Raw genomic sequence first — 14644 nt, forward strand, 5'->3', positions numbered from 1 at the left:
GCGCACCAGAGGCAGCGAGAGGACACCCGGTGCGGACACCGGCCCCGCCGAGGACCTGCGATCGGTCCCGGACAGCCGAACCCAGCCCGGCCGCACCTCGCCATCCGGGCCCACGGAGGAGGAGCGAGTGGCTCGACGAGCCCAGCGTCGTACCAACGGTCAGCGACCCCAGCGACGGGTGCGCGACCTCGACAACGAGGGGATCATCCCCGTGCTGGCCCGCGCCGTGCGCGAGGTCGAGGGCTCGGCCCAACGGGGCGCCGTGCCGCCGAGCGCGCGCACGAAGTTCCAGGTCGTGGCGCTGCTCGTCCGCGAGGAGCGGGCCCGGATCAAGGCCGACACCGAGGTCTCGGACTCCCAGCGCGCCGAGCAGCTCAAGCGCCTCGACGGCATCGCCACCATCCTCGCCAAGACCGCCACCCGCGACACGACCCTGCTGCACCTGCTGGCCGAGGACGCCGAGATCGGCGAGGCCGCCGAGGACCTGCGCCGCGACATGCAGCGCCGGGCGGGCCTCGAGGTCGAGGAGCCCGAGCCCGAGGAGGAGGCCGACGGCGAGGGCATGGTCGAGAAGCGGATCGTCCCGCAGAGCGTGGTCTCCCGCCGCCTCGCCAACCCCTTCCTCACCCCCGACTTCTCCGGCGCCGCCCTCAAGGCCCGCCCCCGCCGGCTCGCCGGCTGGGAGCTGCTCGGCCCGCTCTTCCGCTCCTTCGAGTACGGCGGCAACGCTGCGTGCATGCCGCTGCCCGAGCCCGGCTCGCTGGTCGCCCCGGGCGGGCGCGAGCTGATGAAGCACCAGTCGCAGGTGGTCGAGGCCGCCGCCCAGGGCCACCGCACCTTCCTCCTGGCCGACGAGCCCGGCCTCGGCAAGACCGCCCAGGCGCTGCTGGCCGCGCAGGCCGCCGACGCCTACCCCCTGCTCGTCGTCGTGCCCAACGTCGTGAAGACCAGCTGGGCCCGCGAGGTCGGCACCTGGACGCCGCAGCGCACCGCGACGGTCATCCACGGCGACGGCTGGGACGTCGACGGCTGGGCCGACATCGTCGTCGTGAACTACGAGATCCTCGACCGGCACGTGGGCTGGCTGGGCGACTTCGGGTTCAAGGGGATGGTCGTCGACGAGGCTCATTTCATCAAGAACAAGACCTCCCAGCGCTCCCAGCACGTCCTGCACCTCGCCGACCGCATCCGCGCCCGCTACGCCCGACCGCTGATGATGGCGCTCACCGGCACGCCGCTGATCAACGACATCGAGGACTTCCGTGCGATCTGGCAGTTCCTGGGCTGGATCGACGACACCATGCCGCTCGGCCCGTTGATGGAGGCGCTGGAGGAGACCGGGCTGACCCCCGCCGACGGCCCCTCCTTCTACGGCGCCGCCCGCAACGCCGTCGTCCAGCAGGGCATCGTGCGGCGCCGCAAGGTCGACGTCGCCGCCGACATCCCGGCCCGTCGCGTGGCCGACCTGCCGGTCGAGCTCGACGACGCTGTCGGCCGCTCCATCCGCGCCGCCGAGACCGAGCTGGCGCGCCGGATGGTCGCGAGGTACCACACGGCCCTGGAGACCCGGGTCTCCGGACGCGTCGTCGACGGCATCGACCACGAGCTGGTCCGCCGGGTCGCGGGCTGGGAGCTGGAGGACTCCTCGAACAAGAAGGACGGGGAGAACGTCTTCTCCATGGTCCGCCGCATCGGCCAGGCCAAGGCCGGGCTCGCCGCCGACTATGCCGCCCAGCTGGCGCGCAACGTCGGCAAGGTCGTCTTCTTCGCCAAGCACGTCGACGTCATGGACGCCGCCGAAGCCCTCTTCGCCGAGCGCGGCCTGAAGTTCACCTCCATCCGCGGCGACCAGACGCCCAAGGCCCGCGAGGCGGCGATCGACGCCTTCGTCAACGACCCCGAGGTCTCGATCGTCGTCTGCTCGCTCATGGCCGCCGGCGTGGGGCTCAACCTCCAGGTGGCCTCCAACCTGGTGCTGGCCGAGCTGTCGTGGACCGACGCCGAGCAGACCCAGGCGATCGACCGCATCCACCGCATCGGCCAGGAGCTCCCGGTCACCGCGTGGCGCGTCATCGCCGCGCACACCATCGACACCCGCATCGCCGAGCTGATCGACTCCAAGGCCGGGCTCGCGGCGCGGGCGCTCGACGGCTCCGACGAGGAGATCGGCGCCAGCTCCGACGTGCAGCTCGAGGCCCTGGTCTCGTTGCTCACCGAGGCGCTGGAGCGCGAGGAGGGGGCCGCCGCCCGGCGTACCCGTGCCTACGCCGAGGCGCTCGTCGACTGACCCGCGTCGCCACGTCCCGCGGGCTGCGGGGCGGCCGCACGAGGACATTCCAGCGGCCGGCCGCTGAAGCCGGCACGCGGTGCTGTGGTGGGGCCGTCCCGCTAGGTTCCACACCATGGCCTCCGACCGCAGCGACCTGCCCGACCTCACCGGCGCCACGTACGTCGTCACGGGGGCCAACTCCGGGATCGGGCTCGAGGCCGCGCGGAAGCTGGTCGACGCCGGCGGCCACGTCGTGCTCGCGGTCCGCGACTCCGCTCGGGGCGAGGCCGCGGCGGCGACCCTGACCGGGCGCGGCAGCACCGAGGTCGCCGAGCTCGACCTCGCCGACCTGTCCTCGGTGCGCCGCTTCGCCGCCTCCTGGGCCGACCGCGAGATCACCACGCTGGTCAACAACGCCGGGATCATGATGGTCGCCGAGGGCCGCACGGTCGACGGCTTCGAGCGCCAGATCGGCACCAACCACCTGGGCCACTTCGCGCTGACCAACCTGCTGCTGCCGCACGTCACGGACCGTGTCGTCACCGTCTCCTCCGGGCTGCACCACGGCCCGCAGGTCGACCTGGAGGACCTCGACCTGACCCGTGGCTACCGGCCCACCCGCGCCTACCAGCAGTCCAAGCTCGCCAACCTGCTCTTCACCTCCGAGCTCCAGCGCCGCCTCACCGCGGCGGGGCGTGGTGTCGTCGCGCACGCCTGCCACCCCGGCTACAGCGCCACCAACCTGCAGAGCCACCACGCCAACCCGCTGATGAACAAGCTGATGTGGATCGGCAACAAGATCGTCGCCACGAGCGCGGAGTTCGGTGCCCGGCCCACCGTCCATGCCGTCACTGCCGACCTCCCGCCGGACTCCTACATCGGTCCCACCGGCTTCCAGGGCCTGCGCGGGGCCCCGGGGCCCAACCCGCGCTCGGCCCAGGCGCGCGACGCCGATGCCGCGCGCCGGCTGTGGGAGGTCTCCGGGGAACGGACCGGCACCTCGTTCCCGTGGTGAGGTGACCCCGTTCGGTGACCCCGCCCGGGTGCGCCCGCTCCTGGACCCCACTCGCGGATGTCGGTGCCCGCCCGCACAATGGTGCGCGCACGGCACGACGGGCCGTGCTCGTGCAGCCTTGCGAGGGGGACGTCGATGAGCGCCAAGCGTGTCGGGCAGGCACTGCTGACCACCGTGCTGGCCGTGCTGCTGGTGGTGCTCACCACCGGTGCCAGCGGCGAGCGGCCGGCCGAGCAGGTGCGCGGCGTCCTCGACGGGCAGCGGGTGCGGGTCAACCTCCCGGCGACCAGCGACCCCAAGGGCGTCGCGATCTTCTTCCACGGCCAGGGCAGCAACTACAACCACAAGATGGACGGCACCTGGCTGGACGCGCTGCGGCGCGACGGGTGGGTCGTGGCCTCCTCGATGTTCCACCGGGAGAACTGGGGCAATCCGCTCTCGACGCAGGACACCATGGCGCTGTGGGACTGGGCCGAGGAGCAGGGCGGCGGTGAGGTCAAGCTCTACATCGGCGCCTCCATGGGCGGCACCACCTCCCTCAACGCCCTCGTCCACGCCGACCGTCGACCCCCGTGCTGGTACGGCGTGAAGCCGGCCGTCGACATGTCCACCATGGGCAACGTCCCCGGCGCCCGCCGCTTCATCTCCCAGGCCTACGGCGGCCAGCCCTACCCCCGCGACCGCAACCCGGTCGACGCCGCCTTCAAGCTGGCGCAGACCGGCACGACCTTCCGCTTCGTCGCCTCGCCGCGCGACCCCTTCGTGCCCTACGACACCAACAGCGAGGCGATCGTCGACCGGCTCACCGAGTTCGGCGCCGACGTCACCCTGCGCACCGTCGACGGCCCCCACGACGACCCCTCGCACTACAGCGCCCACGACCTGGTGACCTTCGCCAACGAGTGCGCCGGCTGAGGACGCGTCAGCGGACTCAGCGATGGTGGTCGAGCGAGCGGCACGGCTGAGCTTGCGAAGCCGTGACCCGCGTGTCGAGACCCAGTCGTCACGCGGACCGATCTGCCTCAGGTGCGCAGCAGCCCCGGGCCGAACAGGAAGCGCGAGACGGTGATGCGCAGGGCCACCCGCTCGGGATTCTCGCGGGGCTGGCGGTAGCGGCCGGCGTACCGCTCGACCGCGCGGGCGACGTCGGCGGGGTCGGTGGTCGCGACGGCGGTGCCCTCGAGGGTCGACCAGCGCGGGCCGTCGACCTGGCAGGCCGCGACCCGGCCGGGCGTGCGCAGGTGCCGCGCCTTCACCGACCCGCTGCCGGTGATGACCCAGGCGCACTCCTGCTCGAGGTCCAGGGCGACGCCGACCGGCACGACGTGCGGGGAGCCGTCCCTGCGCAGGGTCGTGAGCGTGCACAGGTGCCGCTCGGTCCAGAAGTCGAGGAGCGGGGCGGGCAGCTCGCCCCAGCCGGGCTCGAACGAGGCCACGTGTCGTCTCCTGCGGGTGCGTCGGGGGCGGGTGGGCGATGAGGGGGTAGCGGCGTCAGATCCACCGGGCGAACCAGATGCGGTCCAGCCAGGCGGAGTGGGTCATGAGCTCGTGGGTGAAGACCGGCCAGAACCACGCGAAGTTCAGCAGCACCAGCACCAGGAACGACCCGGCCACGACCACGCCGACGGTGCGCCGGGTGCTGGGCTCGCGCGAGGACCCGATCAACCGGCCGATCGCCAGGGTCAGCGCGAGCACCACGAAGGGCAGCGTGAGCACGGCGTAGAAGAGGAAGATCGGTCGGTCGTCGTAGAGCAGCCACGGCAGCCAGGTCGAGGTCACGCCGACGACCGCCACGCCGTAGCGCCAGTCGCGGGCGCCGATCCACATCGCGGCGGCGAAGAGCACCGCGACGATGCCGGCCCACCAGATCATCGGGGTGCCGATGAGCAGCACCTGGCGCAGGCAGTCGCTGCCGGCGGGAGCGGTGCAGCCGCGGGTGCCGGGCTCGATGCCGGTGTCGGCGGCGACGCCGACGGGCCGGTTGAGCAGCAGCCACCCGGACGGCTGGGACTGGTAGGTGTGCGTGGAGCAGTTCAGGAAGTGCGTGTGGAAGGTGTAGACGTCCTGGTGGTAGTACCAGAGCGAGCGCAGCGACTGGGTCACCTCGCCCAGGCCGCTGGCGTCCGGCTCGGTCGCCGTGGGCCAGCGGGCGTCGCGGTCCGGGGCGTCGTCGACGAAGGTCTCGCCGTCGCAGCGGCCCTCGCCGCTGAACTGGGTGTACTGCGTGGAGGAGAGTCCCTCCTCGTACTCCGCGGCGTTGGCCAGCCAGCCGGTCCACGAGAGCAGGTAGACCACGAAGGCCACCAGCACGAGGTGGGCGAAGGCGGTGGGCGCATCGGCGACCAGCGAGCGCAGCACCGGGCGGCGTACGCCGAAGGAGCGGCGCGCCCCCGCGCTCCACGCCCACGCCAGCAGCCCGAAGGCGGCCAGCGGGTAGAGCGCGGTCCACTTGGTGCCGATCGCCAGGCCCCAGCAGACCCCGCCCGCCAGCAGCCAGGGCCGGAAGAGCAGTGCCCGCACCGGTCCCCACGACGAGGGGTCGGGCGGGGAGGGGAGCCGGGCGGCGAGGCGCGAGCGGTACCAGTCGCGGTCGTTGACGACGCACGCGACCGCGCACAGGGTGAAGAAGGCGACGAAGATGTCGAGCAGCGCCAGCCGGGAGAGCACGAAGTGCAGCCCGTCGAGCATCAGCAGCAGGCCGGCGACCAGGCCGAGCAGCGTGGAGCCGGTCATCCGCCGCGCGAGCCGCACCATCACCACGACCATCAGCGAGCCGACCACGGCCGAGGCCACGCGCCAGCCGAACGGGTCGAGCCCGAAGGCCTTCTCGCCCAAGCCGATCAGCAGCTTGCCGACCTCGGGGTGGACGATCATCGACGGCCCGTCGGTCCACAGCCCGTCGGTGGTGCCCGACAGGACCTGGTCGTTGGCGTCCTCGACGTAGCCGCGGACGTAGCCGTTGTTGACCAGCGACCAGGCGTCCTTGGCGTAGTAGGTCTCGTCGAACTGGAACTCCCGCGGTGTGCCGAGTCGCCACAGCCGCAGGAAGAGCGCCAGCAGGCCGAGCGCCAGCGCGGCGGACCAGCCGATGAAGGGGTCCTCGGCGGGCAGCCGCCCGCGGGCGCGGGCCCAGGCGCTCGGGACCGGGCGCCCCTCGGCGGTGGCGGACAGGCCGACCTCCGGGGCGCGGGGGACCTCGCGCTCGGGCGACTGGCTCGTCACGGGCGCCACCCTACGTCGCCGTGCCTGCGGGGGAGGGCGACTCGGGGACGGTGCGCCCGGGATGGTCCGGGACGGTGCGGGCCGGGGCGGGAGGAGCCGGGATGGGAGGATGCCAGCCGTGAGCGGCACGGGAGGACGTACGTCGGGGGCCGCGGGCACCCTGGTGCTGGCCGCCACGCCGATCGGTCGGCCCGAGGACGCGCCCCCGCGACTGGCGACCGAGCTGGCGACCGCCGACGTGGTCGCCGCCGAGGACACCCGCCGGCTCAAGCGGCTCACCACCGACCTGGGCGTCACGATCACCGGCCGGGTCGTCTCCTACTTCGAGGGCAACGAGTCCGGCCGCACCCCGCAGCTGCTCGAGATGCTCCTCGCGGGCGACCGGGTGCTGCTCGTGACCGACGCCGGCATGCCGAGCGTCAGCGACCCCGGCTACCGCCTCGTCGCCGCCGCGGTCGAGGCCGAGGTGCACGTGACCGCGGTGCCGGGGCCGAGCGCGGTGCTGACGGCGCTCGCGGTCAGCGGGCTGCCGGTCGACCGGTTCTGCTTCGAGGGCTTCCTCCCGCGCAAGGCCGGCGAGCGCGCCCGACGGCTCGCCGGGCTCGCCGACGAGCAGCGCACGATGGTCTTCTTCGAGGCCCCGCACCGCACCCAGGCAGCCCTGGCCGCGCTGGCCGAGGCCTTCGGTGCCGACCGGCCCGCCGCGGTCTGCCGCGAGCTGACCAAGACCCACGAGGAGGTGCGCCGCGGCCCGCTCGCCGAGCTCGTGGAGTGGGCCGGCGAGGGCGTGCGCGGCGAGGTCACGCTGGTCGTCGCGGGAGCCGCGCCCGCGGCCGCGATCGGCTCCGCGCCGGCCGAGCTGCGCGCCGCGGTCGCCGAGCGCGAGGCCGCCGGCACACCGCGCAAGGCCGCCATCCTCGAGGTGGCGCAGGCTGCCGGCGTACCCAAGCGCGAGGTGTACGACGCCGTCCACAAGCCCCAGGAGGACTCATGAGCAGCGACAGCACTGCCGGGCGGGTCACCGAGGTGGGCCGCGACGGCCTGACCCTCGACGTGCTCGACGAGGGCCCGATCGACGGGCCGGCCGTCGTGCTGCTGCACGGCTTCCCGGAGCGCGCGACGTCGTGGCGGCTGGTCGCACCGCTGCTGCACCGCGCCGGCCTGCGCACCCTGACCGTCGACCAGCGTGGCCACTCCCCGCGAGCGCGCCCCCGCGGCCGCCGGGCGTACGCCGTCCAGGAGTTCGCCCACGACGCGCTCGCGGTCTCCGCGGCCGCGACGAAGGCCAGCGGTGGCGGCACGGTGCACCTGGTCGGCCACGACTGGGGGGCAGCGACCGCCTGGGTCGCCGCGACCCTGGCCCCGGAGAAGGTCGCCAGCCTCACCGCGCTGTCGGTGCCGCACCCCGAGGCGTTCATGCGCTCGTGGTTCACCTCCCGGCAGGGCCTCAAGTCCTGGTACATGGCGGCCTTCAACATCCCGCGCCTGCCCGAGTGGCTCGCCCGTCGCGAGGGAGGTCAGTTCGACCGGCTCCTGGGCGGCAGCTTCGGGATGACCCCCGAGGAGGTCGCGATCTTCCGCCGCGAGGTGGTCGAGGACGGGGCGCTGCCCGGCGGCCTGGGCTGGTACCGCTCGTTGCCCTTCATGGACCGCAGCCTGCTCGGGCGCAAGGTCACCGTCCCGACGACGCTGGTGTGGAGCGACGGCGACGCGGCCATCACGCGCGCGCCGGTCGACGCGACCGGGCGCTACGTCCACGCGCCCTACGAGCTCGTCGTGCTGCGGGGCGTCACCCACTGGATCCCCACCCAGGCCCCCGAGGCCGCGGCGGAGGCGATCATCGAGCGGGTGCTCACCGCGTGAGCGGCGGGGACCGGCCCGGGGACCGTGGCGGGCAGCAGGGACCCACCCGCGCCCGTGCCGCGACGGAGGAGAAGTCCGGCTCCCGGCGCAACCGCGAGCGACCACCCGCCCCCGAGCCGCTCCCGCACCCGGTCGTCGACAACCACTGCCACCTCGACATCGCCGACTCCGACGGGGAGTGGTTCGCCACCCGCGACGCCCTGGCCGCCTCGGCCGCGGTGGGGGTGCCCCGGATCGTGCAGATCGGGTGCGACCTGCCGGGGGCGCGCTGGGCCGTCGAGGCCGCGGCCGAGCACCCGGAGATCGTCGCCGGGGTCGCCCTGCACCCCAACGAGGCACCGCGGCTGGCCGTCGCGGGGCAGCTGCAGGCGGCGTACGACGAGATCGAGGCGCTCGCCCGGCACGACCGGGTCCGCGCCGTGGGGGAGACCGGGCTCGACCGCTTCCGCACGGGGGAGGAGGGTCGGACCGCGCAGGAGGAGTCCTTCCGCTGGCACCTGGACCTGGCCAAGCGGCTGGGCAAGACCGTGGTGATCCACGACCGTGACGCCCACGAGGACGTGCTGCGGGTGATCGACGCCGAGGGTGCGCCCGAGCGCTGGGTGATGCACTGCTTCTCCGGCGACGCGCTCTTCGCGCGGGCCTGCCTGGACCGGGGCGCCCACCTCTCCTTCGCGGGCACCGTCACCTTCAAGAACGCCGACCCGCTGCGCGAGGCGCTGGCCCTCGCGCCGCAGGACCGGGTGCTGGTCGAGACCGACGCGCCGTACCTGACACCGGTGCCCTACCGCGGCCGACCCAACGCCTCCTACCTCGTGCCGTTGACGGTCCGCACGATGGCGGAGGTGCGGGGTGAGGACCTGGGTGACCTGTGCCACGCCATCGACGTGAACACCGACACGGCGTTCGGCGGCCACTGGTAGCCGGTGGCGTCGCCACACCCGTCACAAACCCCAGGTCACCGGGGTGAGAGGGGTGCTCAGACGCCGCGGGGGCGCGGGGAACACCTCGCGCGACCCGTGCGAAAAAGATTCCGGGAAGAGTTGGCGCGAACGCCGCAGGCCTGTTGTCCTAGGTGACCGTCAGCCGGGATCGAGAGGTCCTGTCGGCGCCCCGGACGGCCCACCAGCCGCTCGGATCCCCCGCATCGAAGGCCCGCGCAGCACCCTGCCCGGGCGAGCGAGGCGGGTGCGCGCCGGCACTCCAGACCCGGGGAGCACCACGTTCGGAGAAGTGTGCAGAGCACCATCACCACCCTCGCCCGCAGCCGCGCAGTCATGGTCGGACTCATCGTCACGGTGGTCCTGGCCGTCGCCGGCACCACCCTGGGGTACGCCGCCCTCGCCGGCACCGTGACCCTCACCGTCGACGGCGAGACCCGCGAGGTCCGCGCCTCCGGTGAGACGGTCGCCGACGTGCTGGCCGAGGAGGGCATCGAGCTCGGCTCCCGCGACCTGGTCGCCCCCGAGGCGAGCGAGGAGATCGAGGACGGCAGCGCGATCACCGTGCAGTACGCCAAGCCGCTGACCCTCGAGGTCGACGGCGAGGAGCAGACTCACTGGGTCTTCGCCACCGACATCGACTCCGCGCTGGCCGAGATCGGGCAGCGCTACCGCGACGCCGAGCTCTCCCTCTCCCGCGGCGGCGACCTGGACCGCTCCGGCGCCACCCTCGAGGTGGTCACGCCGAAGAAGCTCACCCTGGTCATCGCCGGCTCCAAGGCCAAGAAGCGCACCCTGACCGTCGAGACCGTCCGGGACGCGCTCGAGCAGCTCGGTGTGCGGGTCGACAAGCGGGACGAGGCCAACTTCCGCTTCGACAAGCGCCTGCGCGGCGGCGAGCGGATCGTCTTCACCGACGTGCGCGTCGAGCGCCGCGCGGTCGACGGCGAGACCATCGCCTTCGACACGATCGAGCGCGAGGACTCCTCGATGCCCGAGGGCGAGACCGAGGTCGTCCAGGAGGGCCGCACCGGCCTGCGCGACGTCGTCTACAAGGTGACCCTGCGCAACGGTGAGGTCGCGGTCCGCGAGGTCGTCAAGGCCGACGTGCTGCGTGAGCCGGTCGACCGCGTCGTGCGCGTGGGCACCCAGCAGGCCGCGCCCACGACCAACTTCGCCGGCGGCAGCACCGTCTGGGACGCCCTCGCCCGGTGCGAGTCCGGCGGCAACTGGGCCATCAACACCGGCAACGGCTACTACGGCGGCCTGCAGTTCTCGCTGAGCACCTGGCGCGCCTACGGCGGCCCGGGCTACCCGCACCAGCAGAGCCGCGAGACCCAGATCGCGATCGCGACCAAGCTGCGCGACGCCTCGGGCGGGTACGGCGCGTGGCCCGGCTGCGCGGCCAAGCTGGGTCTGCCCCGCTGACGGCTCCCGTGATGGGGGTCGCCGACCCCCTGGCCACTAGCCTGGCCCCCATGTCTGACACCTCCGCCGGTCCGAGGCTCCTCGGGCCGGCGGAGGTGCGTCAGCTCGCGGCCGAGCTCGACCTCCGCCCCACCAAGCAGCGCGGCCAGAACTTCGTCATCGACCCCAACACGGTGCGTCGCATCGTCCGGGAGTCCGGCGTCGGCCCGGAGGACGTCGTCGTGGAGGTCGGTCCGGGCCTGGGGTCGTTGACCCTCGCGCTGCTCGAGGTCGTGGACCGCGTGGTGGCCGTGGAGCTCGACGAGCTGCTCGCCGCCCGGCTACCGCGCACGCTGGCCGAGCACGCCGGTGACCGCGCCGAGCACTGCGAGGTCGTGCTCGCCGACGCGCTGCGCGTCACGGAGCTGCCCGGCCCGCCGCCGACCGCGCTGGTGGCCAACCTGCCCTACAACGTCTCGGTGCCCGTCCTGCTGCACCTGCTGGCGCTGCTGCCCTCCCTCGAGCGCGGCCTGGTGATGGTGCAGGCCGAGGTCGCCGACCGGCTCGCGGCCCGCCCCGGCTCGAAGGTCTACGGCGTGCCCTCGGTCAAGGCCGCGTGGTACGCCGACGTGCGCCGCGCCGGCGCCATCGGCCGCAACGTCTTCTGGCCGGCCCCCAACGTCGACTCCGGCCTGGTGGCCTGGACCCGCCGCGAGCCGCCCACGACGAGCGTCCCGCGCGAGCACGTCTTCGCGATCGTCGACGCCGCCTTCGCTCAGCGCCGCAAGGCCCTGCGCGGGGTGCTGCGCGCCGTCGCCCCGGCCGAGGCGGTCGACACGGCCCTGGCCGAGGCCGGCGTGGACCCGCTGGCCCGGGGGGAGTCGCTGACCGTCGAGGACTTCGTGCGCATCGCCGAGGCCCTGCCGGTCGTCACCGACGTACGGGACAGCGAGGCGGGCCGATGAGCGAGGCGACCACCCACGACCCGCGCCGGGTGACGGTGCGGGCGCCGGCCAAGATCAACCTGCACCTGGGCGTCGGGGCCCCGCGGCCCGACGGCTTCCACCCGCTGGCGACGGTCTACCAGGCCGTCGGGCTCTACGACGACGTCACCGTCTCGACCTGGGACGAGTGGTCGGTGCAGGTGCGCTACGAGGGCCTGCTCGCCGACCCCTCGGCCACCGGGCGCCCCGCCGACCGGGGCGTCGAGCACACCGTGCCGCTGGGCGAGGACAACATCGCCGTGCGTGCCGGCCGGGCGCTGCTGGCCCACCACGGCATCGTGGACCTCGCGGCCGCCATCACCATCCACAAGTCGATCCCGGTCGCGGGCGGCATGGCCGGTGGCTCCGCGGACGCCGCCGCCACGCTCGTCGCGCTCGACCGGCTCTGGGACCTCGACACCGCCGACGACGACCTGCTGGCGCTGGCCGCGACCCTGGGGAGCGACGTGCCGTTCTCGCTGCTGGGCGGCACCGCCGGGGGCACCGGCCGCGGCGAGCTCGTCGAGCCGCTCGCCGACACCGGGTCCTGGTGGTGGGTCGTGGTCGGCAACGACACCGGGCTCTCGACGCCGGAGGTCTACCGCACCTTCGACGAGATGAGCGACCTGGCCTCGCTGCCCGAGCCGGAGCTCCCCGTCGAGCTGCTCGACGCCCTGGCCCGTGGCGACGTCCACGCGCTGGCCGAGCAGCTGGCCAACGACCTGCAGGACCCCGCCCTCGCACTGCGCCCCGACCTCCAGCAGACCTTCGACGACGGGTACGACGCCGGCGCGCTGGAGTGCCTGCTCTCCGGCTCCGGGCCCAGCGTGCTGCTGCTGTGCGCCGACGCCGACCACGCCCGCAGCGTGACCGCTGCGATGCACGAGGCCGGGCACGGCCGCGCCGTCGCCGTACCCGCTCCCGTGTCCGGCGTGCACGTCGTCTCCTACGACGGGCCGGTGGGCTGAGCCCGTGTCGAACCTGCTGAACCTCGAGCTGGTCTCGAAGTCCTACGGCGTGCGTCCGCTCCTCACCGAGGTCTCCCTCGGTGTGGGGGAGGGCGACCGGATCGGCATCGTCGGGCGCAACGGCGACGGCAAGACGACGCTCCTGGAGGTCATGACCGGCCTGGAGGAGCCCGACACCGGCCGGGTGTCGCGTCGTCGCGGGCTCGAGATCGGCTACCTCCACCAGGGCGACGAGCTCGTCGACACCCACAGCGTGCGCGAGGCCGTGCTCGGCGGGCTCGCGGACCACGAGTGGGCCGCGCGCACCGTGACCCGCGAGGTCGTCGAGGAGCTGCTCGCCGGCATCCCGCTCGACCGCGCCGTGGTCGGCCTCTCCGGTGGCGAGCGGCGCCGCTGCTCCCTGGCCGCGCTGCTGCTGGGCGAGCACGACCTGCTGGTCCTCGACGAGCCCACCAACCACCTCGACGTCGAGGCCGTCGCCTGGCTCGCCGCGCACTTGCGCGCCCGCGACAGCGCGCTGGTCGTCGTCACCCACGACCGGTGGTTCCTCGACGAGGTCTGCCAGTGGACCTGGGAGGTCCATGACGGGGTGGTCGACGTCTACGAGGGCGGGTACGCCGCGTTCACGCTCGCCAAGGCCGAGCGGATGCGCCAGGCCTCGGCCGCGGAGGTCCGGCGGCAGAACCTCGTGCGCAAGGAGTTGGCCTGGCTGCGCCGCGGCCCGCCGGCCCGGACGTCGAAGCCGAAGTTCCGCATCGACGCCGCCAACGCACTGATCGACGACGTCCCCCCGCCGCGCGACCGGCTCGAGCTCGAGCGCTTCGCGACCCAGCGCCTGGGCAAGGACGTCGTGGACCTCGAGGACGTCGACCTGGTCCGCGGCGAGCGCACCCTGCTCTCGCACGCCACCTGGCGGCTCGGCCCCGGCGACCGCGTGGGGATCGTGGGCGTCAACGGCGCCGGCAAGACCTCGGTGCTCAACCTGCTCTCCGGCGCCGTGGCACCGCAGGCCGGTCGGGTCAGGCACGGGCGCACGGTGAAGCTGGCGCACCTCACGCAGGCGATCGACGAGGTCGACCCCGACGCCCGGGTGCTCGCCACCGTCGAGGACATCCGGCGGGTGTCGAAGACCCTCGACGGCCGCGAGCTCTCCGCGACGTCGCTGCTGGAGCGCTTCGGCTTCACCGGCGACCGGCTCACCGCCCGGCTCGGCGACCTCTCCGGCGGCGAGCGGCGGCGCTTCCAGCTGCTCAAGCTGCTGCTGGAGGAGCCCAACGTGCTGCTGCTCGACGAGCCCACCAACGACCTCGACATCGAGACGCTGAACGTCCTGGAGGACTTCCTCGACGGCTGGCCGGGCACCCTCGTGGTCGTCTCGCACGACCGCTACTTCCTCGAGCGGGTCACGGACTCCACCTGGGCGCTGCTCGGCGACGGCCAGGTCTCGATGCTGCCCCGCGGGGTCGACGAGTACCTCGAAAGACGGGCTGCCTTGCTGCGTCAGGACGCCTCGCCGGTCGAGGTGCGAGCGGAGCGAGCCACGAGACCCGGTGACGCGGTCACCGAGGACGACCACGACGTCGCGCCCCCGAAGGCCAAGGCCGGCTCCGCCGAGGAGCGGGCGGCCCGCAAGACCCTGGCCCGCCTCGACAAGCGGCTGGAGAGGATCGCCGAGCGCGAGGCCGAGCTCAACGCCCTGGTGCTCGAGCACGCGACCGACCACCAGCGGCTCGCGGCGATCTCCGCCGAGCTCGCGACGCTGTCGGCGGAGAAGGACGAGGTCGAGCTGGAGTGGCTCGAGGCCGCCGAGCTGCTGGAGTAGCCCGCGGAGCCGGGCGGGGGGAGCAGGGCGCCGGGTAGTCAGAACGGGTCATCCCCGGCGTACCTCCCGGGCAGAACGGCCCCGACGACCCCGCCGATGCCTCCACGATCCTTCAGGTCGGGGCGCACGGAGCCGATGTGAAGGTCCCGGTGGA

12 protein-coding genes are annotated in these 14644 nt (G+C 73.7%); 10 read left to right on the forward strand and 2 right to left on the reverse strand.

What is annotated here, in order from left to right; genetic code table 11:
- Positions 1–127: 127 nt before the first annotated feature.
- The 3 genes from ACYVID_RS13025 to ACYVID_RS13035 all read left to right on the forward strand — a co-directional run bounded on the left by ACYVID_RS13025 (position 128) and on the right by ACYVID_RS13035 (position 4199).
- Entirely contained in the window at positions 128–2287 is a 2160-nt protein-coding gene (locus ACYVID_RS13025) for a DEAD/DEAH box helicase (RefSeq protein WP_460737678.1), read from the forward strand.
- A gap of 115 nt (positions 2288–2402) precedes the next feature.
- Positions 2403–3284 (forward strand): oxidoreductase, encoded by an 882-nt coding sequence (locus tag ACYVID_RS13030; protein ID WP_460737680.1) that lies wholly within the window; start codon positions 2403–2405, stop codon positions 3282–3284.
- 135 nt (positions 3285–3419) lie between these two features.
- Positions 3420–4199, forward strand: coding sequence for an alpha/beta hydrolase family protein (locus ACYVID_RS13035; RefSeq protein WP_460737682.1), 780 nt, complete (start codon positions 3420–3422; stop codon positions 4197–4199).
- Between the two features lie 107 nt (positions 4200–4306).
- Here ACYVID_RS13035 and ACYVID_RS13040 read toward each other — a convergent pair whose 3' ends face one another.
- Both ACYVID_RS13040 and ACYVID_RS13045 read right to left on the reverse strand, forming a co-directional pair.
- Complete coding sequence (locus tag ACYVID_RS13040; protein ID WP_460737684.1) at positions 4307–4720, reverse strand: pyridoxamine 5'-phosphate oxidase family protein; 414 nt, start codon at positions 4718–4720, stop codon at positions 4307–4309.
- A 55-nt stretch (positions 4721–4775) separates the two neighbouring features.
- Positions 4776–6506: a dolichyl-phosphate-mannose--protein mannosyltransferase gene (locus tag ACYVID_RS13045; RefSeq protein ID WP_460737686.1), complete on the reverse strand. Its 1731-nt coding sequence runs from the start codon at positions 6504–6506 to the stop codon at positions 4776–4778.
- A gap of 118 nt (positions 6507–6624) precedes the next feature.
- Here ACYVID_RS13045 and rsmI point away from each other — a divergent pair, with 118 nt between their 5' ends.
- The 7 genes from rsmI to ACYVID_RS13080 all read left to right on the forward strand — a co-directional run bounded on the left by rsmI (position 6625) and on the right by ACYVID_RS13080 (position 14490).
- The gene (gene rsmI, locus ACYVID_RS13050; protein ID WP_460737688.1) at positions 6625–7500 is read left to right on the forward strand and encodes a 16S rRNA (cytidine(1402)-2'-O)-methyltransferase; all 876 of its coding nucleotides are present in this window, start codon (positions 6625–6627) and stop codon (positions 7498–7500) included.
- On the forward strand, positions 7497–8369 hold the full coding sequence (locus ACYVID_RS13055; RefSeq protein ID WP_460737690.1) for an alpha/beta fold hydrolase: 873 nt from the start codon (positions 7497–7499) through the stop codon (positions 8367–8369). Before rsmI ends, ACYVID_RS13055 begins: the two co-directional genes overlap by 4 nt.
- Complete coding sequence (locus tag ACYVID_RS13060; RefSeq protein ID WP_460737692.1) at positions 8366–9292, forward strand: TatD family hydrolase; 927 nt, start codon at positions 8366–8368, stop codon at positions 9290–9292. Before ACYVID_RS13055 ends, ACYVID_RS13060 begins: the two co-directional genes overlap by 4 nt.
- A 312-nt stretch (positions 9293–9604) precedes the next feature.
- Positions 9605–10738, forward strand: coding sequence for a transglycosylase family protein (locus ACYVID_RS13065; protein ID WP_460737694.1), 1134 nt, complete (start codon positions 9605–9607; stop codon positions 10736–10738).
- A 50-nt stretch (positions 10739–10788) separates the two neighbouring features.
- Complete coding sequence (gene rsmA / locus ACYVID_RS13070; protein ID WP_460737696.1) at positions 10789–11682, forward strand: 16S rRNA (adenine(1518)-N(6)/adenine(1519)-N(6))-dimethyltransferase RsmA; 894 nt, start codon at positions 10789–10791, stop codon at positions 11680–11682.
- Positions 11679–12668 carry a 4-(cytidine 5'-diphospho)-2-C-methyl-D-erythritol kinase gene (locus tag ACYVID_RS13075; RefSeq protein WP_460737698.1) on the forward strand — a complete coding sequence of 330 codons (990 nt, stop codon included), beginning with the start codon at positions 11679–11681 and terminating at the stop codon, positions 12666–12668. Before rsmA ends, ACYVID_RS13075 begins: the two co-directional genes overlap by 4 nt.
- Positions 12669–12672: 4 nt before the next feature.
- A complete protein-coding gene (locus tag ACYVID_RS13080) occupies positions 12673–14490 on the forward strand; it encodes an ABC-F family ATP-binding cassette domain-containing protein (RefSeq protein ID WP_460737700.1) in 1818 nt (605 codons plus the stop codon).
- The last annotated feature ends 154 nt before the right edge of the window (positions 14491–14644 follow it).

The sequence above is a fragment of the Nocardioides ginkgobilobae genome, assembly GCF_054781275.1.

Coding starts and splice junctions, on each gene's coding strand:
- ACYVID_RS13055 (WP_460737690.1), top strand. CDS start 7,497: ATGAGCAGCGACAGCACTGCCGGGCGGGTCACCGAGGTGGGCCGCGAC.
- ACYVID_RS13075 (WP_460737698.1), top strand. CDS start 11,679: ATGAGCGAGGCGACCACCCACGACCCGCGCCGGGTGACGGTGCGGGCG.
- ACYVID_RS13030 (WP_460737680.1), top strand. CDS start 2,403: ATGGCCTCCGACCGCAGCGACCTGCCCGACCTCACCGGCGCCACGTAC.
- ACYVID_RS13035 (WP_460737682.1), top strand. CDS start 3,420: ATGAGCGCCAAGCGTGTCGGGCAGGCACTGCTGACCACCGTGCTGGCC.
- rsmA (WP_460737696.1), top strand. CDS start 10,789: ATGTCTGACACCTCCGCCGGTCCGAGGCTCCTCGGGCCGGCGGAGGTG.